General features: G+C 65.0%; 14 protein-coding genes. 4 read left to right on the forward strand and 10 right to left on the reverse strand.

Going from position 1 to position 13,927, the window contains the following annotated elements:
* Positions 1 to 4 precede the first annotated feature (4 nt).
* The 7 genes from hslV to dapF all read right to left on the reverse strand — a co-directional run bounded on the left by hslV (position 5) and on the right by dapF (position 7,284).
* The gene (hslV, locus tag LJ656_RS12580) at positions 5 to 541 is read right to left on the reverse strand and encodes an ATP-dependent protease subunit HslV (RefSeq protein WP_013088078.1); all 537 of its coding nucleotides are present in this window, start codon (positions 539 to 541) and stop codon (positions 5 to 7) included.
* A gap of 348 nt (positions 542 to 889) precedes the next feature.
* Entirely contained in the window at positions 890 to 1,309 is a 420-nt protein-coding gene (gene dksA, locus LJ656_RS12585; RefSeq protein ID WP_075294851.1) for an RNA polymerase-binding protein DksA, read from the reverse strand.
* A 691-nt stretch (positions 1,310 to 2,000) separates the two neighbouring features.
* Entirely contained in the window at positions 2,001 to 3,107 is a 1,107-nt protein-coding gene (locus LJ656_RS12590; protein WP_230509728.1) for a CobW family GTP-binding protein, read from the reverse strand.
* Between the two features lie 191 nt (positions 3,108 to 3,298).
* A complete protein-coding gene (locus LJ656_RS12595) occupies positions 3,299 to 4,501 on the reverse strand; it encodes a class I SAM-dependent rRNA methyltransferase (RefSeq protein ID WP_230509729.1) in 1,203 nt (400 codons plus the stop codon).
* A gap of 106 nt (positions 4,502 to 4,607) precedes the next feature.
* Positions 4,608 to 5,531, reverse strand: coding sequence for a tyrosine recombinase XerC (xerC, locus tag LJ656_RS12600; protein WP_230509730.1), 924 nt, complete (start codon positions 5,529 to 5,531; stop codon positions 4,608 to 4,610).
* Between the two features lie 32 nt (positions 5,532 to 5,563).
* Positions 5,564 to 6,295, reverse strand: a complete 732-nt coding sequence (locus LJ656_RS12605; RefSeq protein WP_230509731.1) for a DUF484 family protein — start codon at positions 6,293 to 6,295, stop codon at positions 5,564 to 5,566.
* Positions 6,296 to 6,351: 56 nt separating this feature from the next.
* Complete coding sequence (gene dapF, locus LJ656_RS12610; RefSeq protein ID WP_230509732.1) at positions 6,352 to 7,284, reverse strand: diaminopimelate epimerase; 933 nt, start codon at positions 7,282 to 7,284, stop codon at positions 6,352 to 6,354.
* A 489-nt stretch (positions 7,285 to 7,773) separates the two neighbouring features.
* On the opposite strand from dapF, the gene LJ656_RS12615 reads away from it, so the two are divergent.
* Positions 7,774 to 8,133: a hypothetical protein gene (locus LJ656_RS12615; protein ID WP_230509733.1), complete on the forward strand. Its 360-nt coding sequence runs from the start codon at positions 7,774 to 7,776 to the stop codon at positions 8,131 to 8,133.
* 25 nt (positions 8,134 to 8,158) lie between these two features.
* On the opposite strand, the gene LJ656_RS12620 is transcribed toward LJ656_RS12615, so the two are convergent.
* On the reverse strand, positions 8,159 to 9,043 hold the full coding sequence (locus tag LJ656_RS12620; RefSeq protein WP_230509734.1) for a lipid A biosynthesis lauroyl acyltransferase: 885 nt from the start codon (positions 9,041 to 9,043) through the stop codon (positions 8,159 to 8,161).
* A gap of 283 nt (positions 9,044 to 9,326) precedes the next feature.
* Here LJ656_RS12620 and metK point away from each other — a divergent pair, with 283 nt between their 5' ends.
* Positions 9,327 to 10,517, forward strand: coding sequence for a methionine adenosyltransferase (metK, locus tag LJ656_RS12625; protein ID WP_230509735.1), 1,191 nt, complete (start codon positions 9,327 to 9,329; stop codon positions 10,515 to 10,517).
* A 145-nt stretch (positions 10,518 to 10,662) separates the two neighbouring features.
* On the opposite strand, the gene LJ656_RS12630 is transcribed toward metK, so the two are convergent.
* Positions 10,663 to 11,025 carry a hypothetical protein gene (locus LJ656_RS12630; RefSeq protein WP_230509736.1) on the reverse strand — a complete coding sequence of 121 codons (363 nt, stop codon included), beginning with the start codon at positions 11,023 to 11,025 and terminating at the stop codon, positions 10,663 to 10,665.
* Between the two features lie 484 nt (positions 11,026 to 11,509).
* Here LJ656_RS12630 and LJ656_RS12635 point away from each other — a divergent pair, with 484 nt between their 5' ends.
* Entirely contained in the window at positions 11,510 to 12,271 is a 762-nt protein-coding gene (locus LJ656_RS12635) for a phytanoyl-CoA dioxygenase family protein (protein ID WP_230509737.1), read from the forward strand.
* 97 nt (positions 12,272 to 12,368) lie between these two features.
* Here LJ656_RS12635 and LJ656_RS12640 read toward each other — a convergent pair whose 3' ends face one another.
* Entirely contained in the window at positions 12,369 to 12,575 is a 207-nt protein-coding gene (locus tag LJ656_RS12640) for a DUF3185 family protein (RefSeq protein ID WP_230509738.1), read from the reverse strand.
* A gap of 254 nt (positions 12,576 to 12,829) precedes the next feature.
* Here LJ656_RS12640 and mgrA point away from each other — a divergent pair, with 254 nt between their 5' ends.
* Complete coding sequence (gene mgrA, locus LJ656_RS12645) at positions 12,830 to 13,873, forward strand: L-glyceraldehyde 3-phosphate reductase (RefSeq protein ID WP_230509739.1); 1,044 nt, start codon at positions 12,830 to 12,832, stop codon at positions 13,871 to 13,873.
* Positions 13,874 to 13,927: the final 54 nt, after the last annotated feature.

Raw genomic sequence — 13,927 nt, forward strand, 5'->3', positions numbered from 1 at the left:
CTCCTTACTCGATCGTCTCAATGACGCGGTTGTGGTTCGTGTAGATGCACATGTCGCCGGCAATCTCCAGCGACTTCTCCACGATGTCGCGCGGCGACAGTTCGGTGTTGTCGGCGAGGGCCTTCGCGGCGGCCTGCGCATACGCGCCACCCGAGCCGATCGCGCAGATTCCGCCTTCGGGGTCGAGCACATCGCCGTTGCCCGTGATGACGAGGGTGGTGGTCGCGTCAGCGGTGATCAGCATCGCTTCGAGACGGCGCAGCATCCGGTCGGTGCGCCAGTCCTTCGCGAGTTCGACCGCCGCGCGGGTGAGATTGCCCTGATGTTTTTCCAGCTTCGCCTCGAAGCGGTCGAGCAGCGAGAAGGCGTCGGCCGTGCCGCCGGCGAAGCCGACCAGCACCTTGCCGTTATAGATGCGCCGGACTTTCTTCGCGCCGCCTTTCATGACGATGTTGCCGAGCGTGACCTGGCCGTCGCCGCCCAGCGCAACCTTGTTGCCGCGGCGCACGGAAACGATCGTCGTGCCGTGAAATTGCTCCATATGCGTTCCTCTTTGCAAAGCGGGTAGGACGCGGCAGCGCGGTGCGCGTGCCGCATGAATCCTGTCAGCGGACGGCGCGCCGGCCGGCGCGCTCGTGAGCGCATGTCGGGTTTATTTTAGGGCGCACGCGTTCATATCAAGATGCGCCAAAAGGCATACGGAAAAAAACTGCGCAGGCGCTGCGGAAGAGGCGGAAAGGGCGGAAAGACGGCGGAAAGGCAGGGCGGCGGCGGTTACAGCAGCGCGCGTTCACAAAGCGCGACACAAAAAGAAAAGGCGCACGGTTCTCCGTGCGCCTCTCGACGAAGCAGCGTTTTCGGGGCGAGGCCGCAGCCGCGCCGCCGCCGATCAGTCGCCGAACAGCTTCTGGCGCAGTTCGCGGCGCTCCTGGGCTTCGAGCGACAGCGTCGCCGTGGGTCGCGCGAGCAGACGCGGGATGCCGATCGGCTCACCGGTTTCTTCGCACCAGCCGTACTCACCCGCGTCGATGCGTGCGATCGACTGCTGCACCTTCTTCAGCAGCTTGCGTTCGCGGTCGCGCGTACGCAGTTCGAGCGCATGCTCTTCCTCGATCGTCGCGCGGTCGGCCGGGTCCGGCACGATTACCGTTTCGCGCAGGTTCTCGGTGGTCTGGCCGGCATTGCGGAGAATGTCCGCCTGCAGCTGTTCGAGCCTGTTCTTGAAGAAGGCGAGCTGATCCTCATTCATGTAATCCTTGTCGCTCATCTTCAGGATTTCGGCTTCGGTCAAGAGTCGTTTCGTCGTCATCTGGCTTACTTCTTCAATGTGAGGCAAAACTCTTACAAGTGCCCGCACTCCCGTATAGCCCGCAAGGGCGTCGCGCTAACGCGCGGTGCAGGTGGTCACGAGCGATGGACTGTCGTGACGCCAAAACGCCTCGCGCCCACACGCCTCGCGCCGTGCTAGCTACGCCGCTGCGGGGCCGAACTCCTCTGGAAACCGATTCTCAGTGCTCCTGAGGCATCGCTTGCCGGCAAACGTGGGCCCTTTCAGGCCATGCCCACCGGCGTTTTCGGCGTGTCTCCGGACAAGATTTTCCGGCGCCATTTCAGGCCCGTCGCGGGATACGCGCGACCGGGCAATTCGTTGTCATTCTCCAGTGGGCACGTATTGTAACTGAATCACAATAGCGCACCGCAACTGCTTAAAACCGTCTGCGGCGCATCGATATCCCGAAAATATAACGCGCACACGCCCAAAAAGCGATGGTCGTGCACGCATTAATACAGCAGGGTTTTCACGCGCTTTTCACAAGAGCGGTGTTCGAACGCCGGGCTTGGACGCACTGGCGTGAGTCGCGCGAGTGATTTTCAGCAGACGATTATCCCCGCGCGAGACGCGACCGCGACGCGCGGCGCTCGTATTGAGTGCTTTTGCGGAGCAAGCCGCATGCCGCGCGCGGTACGTTCGCGACAGCGAACCGCGCGGGCCGCGTGGCTTAAACGAGGCAGGCGTCGAGGCCGTCGGTGATCAGGTCGCGCGGCAGGTCGATGCCGATGAACACCATCTTGCTGTTCTTCTTCTCGACCGGTTGCCATTTCGCGGCGAGATCGCTGCCCATCATCTGATGCACGCCCTGGAACACGACCTTGCGGTCGACGCCCTTCATATACAGCACGCCCTTGTAGCGCAGCAGATGCTCGCCGTAGATCTGCAGAATGCCGCCGAGGAAATCTTCCAGCTTGTTCGGATCGAACGGACGATCGCTGCGGTACACGAACGACTTGATCTTGTCGTCGTGGTGCGCGTGGTGATGATGCGCGTGATCGTGACCTTCGTGATCGCAATGACCGTGGTCGTGATCGCAGTTCGCGTGATCGTGATCGTGATCGTGATCGCCGTGGGTGTGGCCGTGCTCGTCGTGCGCATGCGCGTGGCTGTGCGCGTGTTCGTCTTCGGAGAGGAAGTCCGGATCGATTTCGAGCTTCGAATTCAGGTTGAAGCCGCGCAGGTCGAAAATTTCCTTGATGTCCGCTTCGCCGAAGTTGACGACCTTGATCGCCGCCTTCGGGTTCATGTGCAGCAGACGGTGGCGCAGATCGGCAATGTGCTGTTCATCGACCAGATCGGCCTTGGTGACAAACAGGCGGTCCGCGAAGCCGACCTGGCGCTGTACCACTTCGTGTTCGTCGAGCTGGTGGTTCGCGTGCTTCGCGTCGACCAGCGTAATGATCGCATCGAGCAGGAATTCGCCGGCGATCTGGTCGTCCATGAAGAAGGTCTGCGCGACCGGGCCCGGGTTCGCGAGGCCGGTGGTTTCGATCACGACGCGGTCGAAGTCCACTTCGCCCGCCTGCTTCTTCGCGGCCAGATCGCCGAGCACGCGCGACAGGTCGCCGCGAATCGTGCAGCAGATGCAGCCGTTGCTCATCTGGATGATCTGCTCGTTGCTGTCCTGCACGAGGATGTCGTTGTCGATGTTCTCTTCGCCGAACTCGTTTTCGATCACGGCGATCTTCATGCCGTGCTTTTCGTTCAGGATGCGCTTGAGCAGGGTGGTTTTGCCGCTGCCGAGAAAGCCGGTCAGGATCGTGACTGGAATCATGTGGGTCGCCTGTAAGTCGTGAATCGGTGCGTGATCGAACGCTAGCGCTGCGCTAGCGAATGCATAGGCCGGGCGCGGCAGCCGGGTAGCGCGCTGCCCTGTCTAGCCGGTTATTGAAACATATTTGCCTGGCGGGCGCTGACGCGCATGGGTTGGGCCCGCCACGGGCAATCGCCCACAAATAAGGGCGCTCAGGCGATTTGCAACAGCAGCCCCTTCAGATACTCGCCTTCCGGGAACGCGGTCAGCAGCGGATGATCGACACCCGCGCCGAGCCGTTTCAGGATGCGCGCGTCGACGCGCGCATCGGCGGCCGCGCCCGCGACGATCTTCTGAAACAGTTCCGGATCGATCGCGCCCGAGCACGAATAGGTGAACAGCAGGCCGCCCGGGCGCAGCAGCTTCAGGCCGGTCAGATTGATGTCCTTGTACGCGCGCGAGGCGCGGTCCACGTGCTCGCGCGAGGGTGCGAATTTCGGCGGATCGAGCACGATCAGGTCGAAGCGCTCGCCTTCGTCGTAAAGGCGACGCAGCGTCTTGAACGCGTCGGCGTCGAGCCAGGTGGCGCGCTCCGCGTCGAAGCCGTTGGCCTCGACGTTGCGCTGCGCGATCGCCAGAGCCTCGCCCGACGAATCGACCGACACCACGCGTTTCGCACCCCCCTTCAACGCCGCCAGCGAGAACCCGCCGGTGTAGCAGAAGCAGTTCAGCACGTCGCGATCCTGCGCGAACTGCTGCACCAGCAGCCGGTTGTCGCGCTGGTCGACGTAGAAGCCGGTCTTGTGGCCGTTGCGCACGTCGACGTGATAGCGCACGCCGTTTTCGCTCGCGATCAGCGCGTCCGACGGCGGCTCGCCAGCTAGCACGCCGGTGATCTGCTCGAGCCCTTCCTTCTGGCGGATCGACACGTCCGAGCGCTCGTAGACGTTCGGGCAGCCGGTCGCGCTGACCAGCGCGGCGACGATCGCTTCCTTCCAGGCTTCGACGCCCGCCGCCATGAACTGGCAGACGACCTGGCTGCGCTGGCCGGCGTCCTCGGCGACGTAGTAATCGACGATCAGGCCCGGCAGGCCGTCCGCCTCGCCGAAGATCAGCCGCGTCGCGCCGGTGTCGCGCACCATCGCGCGACGATGCGCGAGCGCGCGCTGCACGCGTCGCTTGAAGAACGCGTGATCGATCGGTTCGGCTTCGTCGAAGCTCCAGACCCGCGCGCGGATCTGCGAGTGCGGGCTGTACGCGGCGCGCGCGAGGAAGCGGCCGTCGTGCGCGCGCACCAGCACGGTCGCGCCGGGCTCGGGACGGCCGTCGACGCGCTCGATCGCGTTCGCATAGACCCACGGATGGCGGCGCAGCAGCGATTTTTCTTTCGACGGTTTGAGCGTAACGGTATTCATCGGGTGTCGATCAGGCAATGGGCCGCGCGGTTGAGCCGGCGCGGCGGGTGAAAAGCGGGCGGCCGGCGCGTGGCGTCGGTCGCGTGATGAGTGGCGGGCCGGCTTGTCAGTCGCGCTTTTTCGCGCGCGGATGCGCGTTGTCGTAGACGCGCGCGAGGTGCTGGAAATCGAGCCCCGTGTACACCTGGGTCGCGGTGATGCTGGCGTGGCCGAGCAATTCCTGCACCGCGCGCAGATCGCCGCTCGACTGCAACACGTGGGTCGCGAACGAATGGCGCAGCACGTGCGGATGCACGTTGGCCGGAATGCCGGCCGCGAGCGCCGCGCGCTTCACGCGCTCGCGCACCACGTTCGGCGACAGCCGGTTGCCGCGCACCGACAGAAACAGCGGATACGGATCGTGGCGGACCATCTGGTCGCGCGCCGCGAGCCACGCATTGAGCGCGGCGACCGCCTTGCTGCCGACCGGCACGAGGCGGCGCCGGTTGCCCTTGCCGAGCACTTCGACTTCGCCGGAATCGAGCTTGAGCCAGCCGGCCGAGCGGTAGCCGTCGATGTCGGTGAAGCGCACGTCGAGGCCGACCAGTTCGGCGAGGCGCAGGCCCGACGAGTAGAACAGTTCGAGCATCGCGTGATCGCGCAGCCCTTCGGCCGACGCGGCGGGCGGGGTGTCCATCAGGCGGCTGGCGTCGTCGACGGACAGCGCTTTGGGCAGCGTCTTGCCCTGCTTCGGCGCGCGCACCGCGGCGACCGGATTGGCCGGCAACTCGATGCGGCCCGCGAGCCAGCGGTAGAACGCACGCCACGCCGACAGCCGATGACCGATCGAGCGCGCGCCGAGCCCGCCCGCATGCGCGCGCGCGACCGCGCCGCGGATGTCGACCGGCGTCAGGCTTTCGAGCGGCCGGCCGTTGGCGAGCCGCTGCAGTTCGTCGAGCTCATGCGTGTAGCCGCGCAGCGTGTGCGCCGACAGCCGCCGCTCGTGCTCGAGGTGCGACAGGTAGGCGGCGATGTGGGCGGCGGCGGTCACGGTGGCGGGAGTCGAAGTTGGCGTCGCGGGACTCAGTGCGGCAGCAGCCGGCTCAGCGCGGCGCTCGCGAGTGCGGCGATCTGCGTGAGGAAATCGGTGGCCATGCCGTCGTGAAAGCGGCGCGCGTCGGCCGAGCCCATCACCAGCAGGCCGAAGGTCGGCGCGTTTTCGCCGCCTTCCGGATCGCGCAGCGCGAGCAGCGCGATCGATTCGGTGGCGTGCGCGTTTTCCGCTGCAGCCGTACCGGTCTCGTCCGCTGTTTGTGCGGCGCTTGCCGTGCTGGCCGCCGGCACGAGCCACTGCGCGGCTTCGAAGCCGGTGTTCGCGCCGCAATAAGGGGTAGTCAGACTGCCCGCGAAAATCCGTACTTCCTCGCTGACATGGCGCGCGAAGTCGGCTTGCGCGTACGGCTCCGCGACGTCCCACACGCGCAGGGCCGCTTGCGGCACGTCGAAGATATCGCGCAGACCGCTCGCGATCGTGCGTGGCAGCGCGTACGGATCGCGCTCGGCCATCACGCGAATCGTCCAGCGATTGAATTTCGACGCGATGCTATCGTTCTCGTGGCCGTAACGCAGCAACTCGGCGAGACGGCGCTCCAGAACTTTGTTCTTGTCGCGCAGCATCTCCATTTGCCGCTCCTGCAGCGATACCGCGGCTTTGCCGTGCGGGTTCGCGAGCCGGATCGTGGCGAGCGTTTCCGCGTGTTCGACGAAGAATTCGGGATTGGCGAGCAGGTAGTCGGCGACTTCGCGATCGTTCATGGTGTCGGTGAGAGGACTGCGGCGCGGCCGCGCGGGCGGCACGCCGGTCGATGAAATTAAACAGCGGATGCGGTAGCGGGCGAATTCGAGGCGGTGGACGGCTGGTTGCCCGCATCTTGGGCCAGTTCGTCGGCCAGTTCGATCTCGCCTTCGAACACGGTCGTCGCGGGGCCGGCCATCAGCAGCGGCTCGTTTTCGCGCGTGTGGTCCCACGTAATCGTCAGGTCGCCGCCGTGCGTGTGTACCAACACCGGCGAGTCCAGCAAGCCGCGCCGGATGCCGGTCGCGACCGCCGCGCACGCGCCGGTGCCGCAGGCGAGCGTTTCGCCGGCGCCGCGCTCGTACACGCGCAGGCGTACTTCTGCGCGGTTGACGATCTGCATGAAGCCCGCGTTGACCCGCTGCGGAAAGCGCGTGTGCCGCTCGATCGCCGGACCTTCGACGAGCACCGGGAATGCCTCGGCGTCATCGACGATCTGCACCGCGTGCGGATTGCCCATCGACACCACCGAGATCCAGCGGGTCGTGCCGTTCACGTCGAGCGGCCACAACGTGTCCGCGGCTTCGCGGCGGCCTTGCAGGCCTTTGGTCGCAAACGGCACGCGCTCGGGATCGAACACCGGCGCGCCCATATCGACGATCACTTCGCCGTTTTCCTGCATGGTCAGCGTGATGGTGCCTTTCTGGACCTGCACGCGCACGCTGCGCTGATCGGTGAGGCCGCGTTCGCGCACGAACTTGACGAAGCAGCGCGCGCCGTTGCCGCAATGCTCGACCTCGCCGCCGTCGCAATTGAAGATGCGGTATCTGAAATCGACGCCGTCGACGGTCGGTTTTTCGACCAGCAACAGCTGGTCGGCGCCGACGCCGAAATGGCGATTGGCGAGCGCGCGCACCTGCGCGGTGGTCAGATTGAGCGGCTGGGTGTAGCCGTCGAGCACGACGAAGTCGTTGCCGGCGCCGTGCATTTTGGTGAATTTGAGCTTCACGTTGTCCGTGTATCCGTTGCTGCGTAGGGCTTCGCGCGCGGGCAAAGCCGGAAAGCGGGGCTGGCCGGCCGTCGGGCGGCGCGCCGCTGCGGGCCGCGCGCGGCCAATGGCAAATGATACACGTTGATGCGCGGGAATCGGGGCGGCGGGGCGGCCAGAGGCGCCTTGTATCGAGACGCACACGTGCGATCACGCGATCGACCTGCGTTATGTCGAAACTCGGACCTTTCCGATTGCGATCGGTCGGCCCGGCGTGGTCGTATGGTCGCTTTCTAACGACGCGTTTCGGGTAGCGAGGGCGGCACCGCGCCGACGGACCGAATCGAACGTGTCACGCACGCTGACGGGGCACTGGCAGATGGCGATTGATTTCGAGGTTGGAACGCAGCGCCGCTGCACGCTTTACACGCGGCACGAGTATCGGGGCGATACGTTGAGCCACGAAGCGCGTGCCGGTCGCGAGCTCATTGCCTCACCCTGAGGTTACATATGGAAAAGAACTTGCCCTCGTTCCATGACTGGTTTCTCACGTCCGTTTCGGTGAACGTAAGCGCGCAGACCGCGACCGTGTCGCTATGCAGCGACGATGGGCGCAACGTGGCGCGTCTGTCGTTTCAAGGCGCTCCACGCTTGCTGTTCGAAGGTTTTGCCGCGCAAAACATCGTGTCGGAGTTGCGCATCATCGAGGTGGATTCGGACGGCTACGCGGCGGCGCTCGCGTTGTTGGAAGCCGCCCATCCGTGGGGCGATGCCTGGCCGAAGAGGCGGATCGCACACTTCGGCGCGTCGCTCGGCGCGGACAGCTACATCGAATTCGACCGCGCGACGCTGACGGAGAAAGCAGGCTGATTCACGGAAGCGCGCATCCCGAAACTCAATACACCCCCGGCACCCCCGGCGGCCTCGTCTTGAAGCGCTTGTGCACCCAGTAATACTGCTCGGGCATCAGCGGAATCTGCTCTTCGAGAAACTCATTCATCCGACGCGCGTCGGCATCGTCGTCGCCGGTCGGATAGTTGTCCCACGGCTTGAAGACCTTCAGACGGTAGCCCTTGTAGTTCGGCAGCACTTCGCCGATGAACGGCACCACCTGCGCATGCCCGACCTTCGCCAGCCGGCCGACCGCGGTCAGCGTGCAGGTCGGCACGCCGAAGAACGGCACGAAGGTCGAGTTGCGCGCGCCGTAGTCCATGTCCGCGCCGAGCATCACCGGCTTGCGCTCGCGCAGCCAGCGCAGCACGATGCGCGCGCTGTCCGCGCGGCTCGCCATGTCCGCGCCGAAACGCGCGCGCGCCGCTTTGGCGACCTCCTCGAGCTCCGGATTCGACATCGGCTGATACAGCGAGCCGCACCGGCGCTTGAGCGAATAGTTCAGGAAGATCGAGCCGGCCTCGATGCCGACGAAGTGGAAGCCGAGAAACAGCGTCGGCGGCAGGTTCGGATCGGTCAGATCGATCGCGCTGTCGAGCTGGATCAGCTTCTCGAGCTTCTTTGCCGAGCCGAACCATTGCACGCTGCGTTCGAGATAGCTGCGGATCGCGTGCCGGAAGTGCTTCTGCGCGACTTCCTCGCGGCGCTCGTCGCTCCAGTCGGGAAAGCACAACTTCAGATTGGTGTGGACGATCCGTTTGCGGCGGCTCGGGATCTGATAGAGCAGCCAGCCGAGCCCGTCGCCCAGGCGGGCGACGAATCCATAAGGCAACAGCGCAAACAGTTTGAGCAGCCCGACCGCGAGCTTCGGACCGAAGCGGCTCAGCATGCCGCCCCCGCCGATGACGCGCGGCTGATGGCGGCTGGTGACAGGAAAACGAAAAAATTGACGGGATACCGCACGCGTGGACGCTCTGTGACATTCATGGGAAGTCGCTATAATACGGGCTTCGCCGAGTTAATAGACAACTTGCGGGGCGAAGCCGGCAGGCGCGGTGCATGAGTTTCATGCGTTGGGCCGCCGGTAATGTAATCCGCTAAAGCGTCGCCGCTTCAGACTCCCGAAGCTGGCTACGTGAAACCCAACCGTAACCACTAAAGGAGTCCGCAACGTGGCAAACGACTATCTCTTCACTTCCGAATCCGTCTCCGAAGGCCATCCCGACAAAGTCGCGGACCAGATCTCCGACGCGATCCTCGACGCCATCCTCGCGCAAGACAAGTACTCGCGTGTCGCAGCCGAAACGCTGTGCAACACCGGTCTCGTCGTGCTCGCCGGTGAAATCACCACGACCGCGAACGTCGACTACATCCAGATCGCGCGCAACACGATCAAGCGCATCGGCTACGACAACACCGACTACGGCATCGACTACCGCGGCTGCGCGGTGCTCGTCGCGTACGACAAGCAATCGCCGGACATCGCCCAGGGCGTGGACCGTGCGCACGACAACAACCTCGATCAGGGTGCCGGCGACCAGGGCCTGATGTTCGGTTACGCGTGCGAGGAAACGCCGGAACTGATGCCGCTGCCGATCCACCTGTCGCACCGGCTGGTCGAGCGTCAGGCGAATCTGCGCCGCGACGGCCGTCTGCCGTGGCTGCGTCCCGATGCGAAGTCGCAGGTCACCGTGCGCTACGTCGACGGCAAGCCGCATGCGATCGACACCGTCGTGCTGTCTACCCAGCACTCGCCGGACATCTCGCTCGACACGCTGCGCGAAGCGGTGATCGAAGAGGTCATCAAGCCGACGCTGCCGGCCGAACTGATCAAGGGCGACATCAAGTTCCTCGTCAATCCGACCGGTCGCTTCGTGATCGGCGGCCCGCAGGGCGATTGCGGTCTGACCGGCCGCAAGATCATCGTCGATACGTACGGCGGCGCGGCTCCGCACGGCGGCGGCGCGTTCTCGGGCAAGGATCCGTCGAAGGTCGACCGTTCGGCTGCTTATGCGGGCCGTTACGTCGCGAAGAACATCGTGGCCGCCGGTCTCGCGTCGCGCTGCCTGATCCAGGTGTCGTACGCAATCGGCGTCGCCGAGCCGACCTCGGTGATGGTCAACACGTTCGGCACCGGCCGCGTGTCGGATGCGACGATCACGAAGCTCGTGCGCGAGCATTTCGATCTGCGTCCGAAGGGCATCATCCAGATGCTCGACCTGCTGCGCCCGATCTACGAGAAGAGCGCCGCTTATGGCCACTTCGGCCGCGAAGAGCCGGAATTCACGTGGGAAGCCACCGACAAGGCGCTCGCGCTGGCCGAAGCAGCCGGCACGGAGCCGGTCGCGGCGCTCGCGGACTAAGCGCGAGCCGATCGCCCGCTATTAGTAAGCAGCAGCAAAAAGCCCCGCCAGGTGTGAGCCTGGCGGGGCTTTTGTTTTGGTGTTCGGGGGGCGGGCCGAAGTGGGCGAGCGCGAAGCGTGGCTCAGCCCGGCAACGCTTGCGCTGTCACCGGCTTGCGAACGCGAACGCAAACCATCCGCTGCTGCTGGTCGACAGCCGGCGCGGCCGGCGGCTCGTGTTGACCCGCACGGCAGGCGTGCGTTTGGCGACCGCGATTCGCAGCGGCGTCGGTTTGCGCAGCAGCGTGCGCAGCGACAGACGGCGCGTGCCGCCTTGCTGGCGCAGCGCCGAGAAGAACGTATTGAACCAGGTGCGGATGCCGTCGACGGCCCTCGCGTCGCGCCACTGTTCGCCGAGCGCGCGGGTGCGGGCGGCGTGGTGGCGCAGCGCTCGCACGACGTGGCGGCGCGCGGGACGCGCCGCTTTCAGCGCGGCGCGGGTGAGACGGGTGCTCAGAAGTGTGTGCATGGCTTCACAGTTGGGCGAGGGAGCGGACGTCGACACATGCATCGGCGGTGCGTAAAAAACGAGCACCAAGTGTGCCAATGATGGGGTGGCGACGAACGGCCCGCAAGCCGAAAATTCGGGGGAGAGCGCCGCGGCGCACAAGCTGGCGTGACCCGGGGCGCCACGGGCAGCGACGGAAAAATGCGGAGAAGCCGGCGGCATGGGCCCGGGTGGCCCGCGCACAGCAGCGAAGTGCGTAAGCGACGATCGACATAGCCGCAGGCTACACGTGAATCGTGACCTCAGAAAGTCCGTTTTTACCCTGCGATCACGGATCTTCGTGGTCCGCGCCGGGCGAAGCGGGTCCGCGTGACGGCATCGCGGTGCGGGTGATTTCCGTGCGTGTCTGCACCGTGCCTGCGAAAGCGCGCACCCCGATCGCGCACCCCGATCGCGCGCGTTTTACAATCCAAGCTCAAGTCAGTCGACAGTCACGGAATCACCCATGTCACTCCATTCGAAGAAAGAACAGATCAACACGCTGCGGGAACAGGGCTTCGTCGTCGTGCCCGGACTCGTGTCGCCCGAGCGTTGCGAGGAGCTCAAGCGGATCGCGAAGCGGCAGTTGCAGGAAGCGGCGGCGCCGATCGAGTTCGAAGCGGATCTGCAGTACCCGGGCGCGCCGTCGTCGAAGGATGCGCCGGGCGGCCATACGGTGCGCCGTCTGCTCGACGCGTACGGGCGCGATCCGGCATTCGCGCAATGGGCGACCGCGCCGGAAATCCGCGGCTGGATGGAGCTGTATTTCGGCGAGGAGCCGCGTTTGTCGCGCGCGCATCACAACTGCATGATGACCAAGCACCCCGCGTACGGCAGCCTGACCGGCTGGCATCGAGACGCGCGCTACTGGTCGTTCGAACGCGACGATCTGGTGTCGGTGTGGCTCGCGATCGGCCCGGAGACCGTCGATAACGGCGCGCTGTGGTTCGTGCCGAAATCGCACGGCGCCGCGTTCACGTCGGACCGCTTCGACGACGCGAAATTTTTCCGCGCCGATCTCGCCGAGAACCAGGCGGTGATTCACACCGCGGTGTCGCCCGAGTTGAAGGCCGGCGACGTCGTGTTCTTCCACTGCAATACGCTGCACTCGGCCGGCAAAAATCTCAGCGATCAGGTGAAGTTCTCGCTGGTGTACACCTATCACGGCGCGAGCAACGTACCGCTGCCCGGTACGCGCTCGGCCGCGAAACCCGAGATCGCGTTTTAACGGCCGCAAAAAAATGGCTGTAAAAAAAACGGCGCCGGTTGTGCAGGTTCGGTGATCCCAACCCGCGCAACCGGCGCCGTGCTTATCGACTTCTGTCTCAGCGCTTGCGCCCCGAGATCGCGACCCCGGTCAGGCCGGCCAGCGTCGCCACCACGCCCGCGACGATCAGCACGATCGCCTTGTTGGTCGGCGAACCGGTAAAGAAGCGCGACACGTCGCTGCTCACCGAATTGAACGCCTGGCCGCCGAAATACAGCAGCACGATGCCGCCGACAATCAGCGCGATCGAAATCGCTTTCGTCATCTGCTCCTCCCTAAGCTCTTGATCCGGCCAGAGTGTAGGTGAGCGTCTCGCGCGCGTCCATCCCGCATATCGGGTCCCTGCAAGCGCGGCGTCGATTGGCTAACATAGCGGTCTGGCCGCACTCGCGGCACAGTGCAGCACCACGCAGCACCATCACCACACATAACAATTCTGCTAGCCGCACGCCTCCCGCACCGCGCGAAATTCCAATGCCCGCACCCGCCGGGCGTTTTTCATCGACAAGGACACTAGCAATGGCTTACGAAGCAGCTTCAGAACGCTATTCGGACATGCAATACCGCGTCTGCGGCAAATCGGGTCTCAAACTGCCGGCGCTGTCGCTCGGCCTGTGGCACAACTTCGGCGACACCACGCCGATCTCCACGCAGCGCGACATCCTGCGCACCGCGTTCGACCTGGGCATCACTCACTTCGACCTCGCGAACAACTACGGCCCGCCGTACGGCAGCGCGGAAACCAATTTCGGCCGCCTGTTCAAGGACGATTTCAAACCGTACCGCGACGAGCTGCTGATTTCGTCGAAGGCCGGCTGGGATATGTGGCCCGGTCCGTACGGCCAGGGCGGCGGCTCGCGCAAGTACGTGCTCGCCAGTCTCGATCAGAGCCTGAAGCGCATGGGCCTCGATTACGTCGACATCTTCTATTCGCATCGCTTCGACGCGCATACGCCGCTCGAGGAAACCGCCGGCGCGCTCGCGAGCGCGGTGCAGCAGGGCAAGGCGCTGTATATCGGGATCTCGTCGTACTCGTCGGCGAAGACGCGTGAAATGACGAAGCTGCTGGCCGAGTACAAGGTGCCGCTGTTGATCCATCAGCCGTCGTACAACATGCTCAATCGCTGGATCGAACGCGACCTGCTCGATACGCTCGCCGACGTCGGCGCGGGCGCGATCGCGTTCACGCCGCTCGCGCAAGGGCTGCTGACCGGCAAGTATCTGAACGGCGTGCCGGCCGATGCGCGCGTGAACAAGCCGGGCGGCGGCTCGCTGAAAGACGAGCATCTGAGCGCGCAGAACATCGAGCACGTGCACAAGCTCAACGACATCGCGCAGCGCCGCGGCCAGAGCCTCGCGCAGATGGCGCTCGCATGGGCATTGCGCGATCAGCGCGTGACCTCGGTGCTGATCGGCGCGAGCCGCGCGGAGCAGGTGCGCGAGAACGTCGGCGCGTTGCAGAACCTCGCGTTCTCGGCGGACGAACTGGCGGAGATCGATCGCTTTGCGACCGAAGGCGGAATCAATCTGTGGGAAAAGCCGTCGACCGATCAGGACATCTGATCATGTGACGCCGGCTCCGCGTGGTTAGCGGACACAGAAAGCGGACATGGAAAG

Origin of the sequence: Paraburkholderia sejongensis (assembly GCF_020880815.1) — a bacterium.
Taxonomy (GTDB): Bacteria; Pseudomonadota; Gammaproteobacteria; order Burkholderiales; family Burkholderiaceae; genus Paraburkholderia; species Paraburkholderia sejongensis.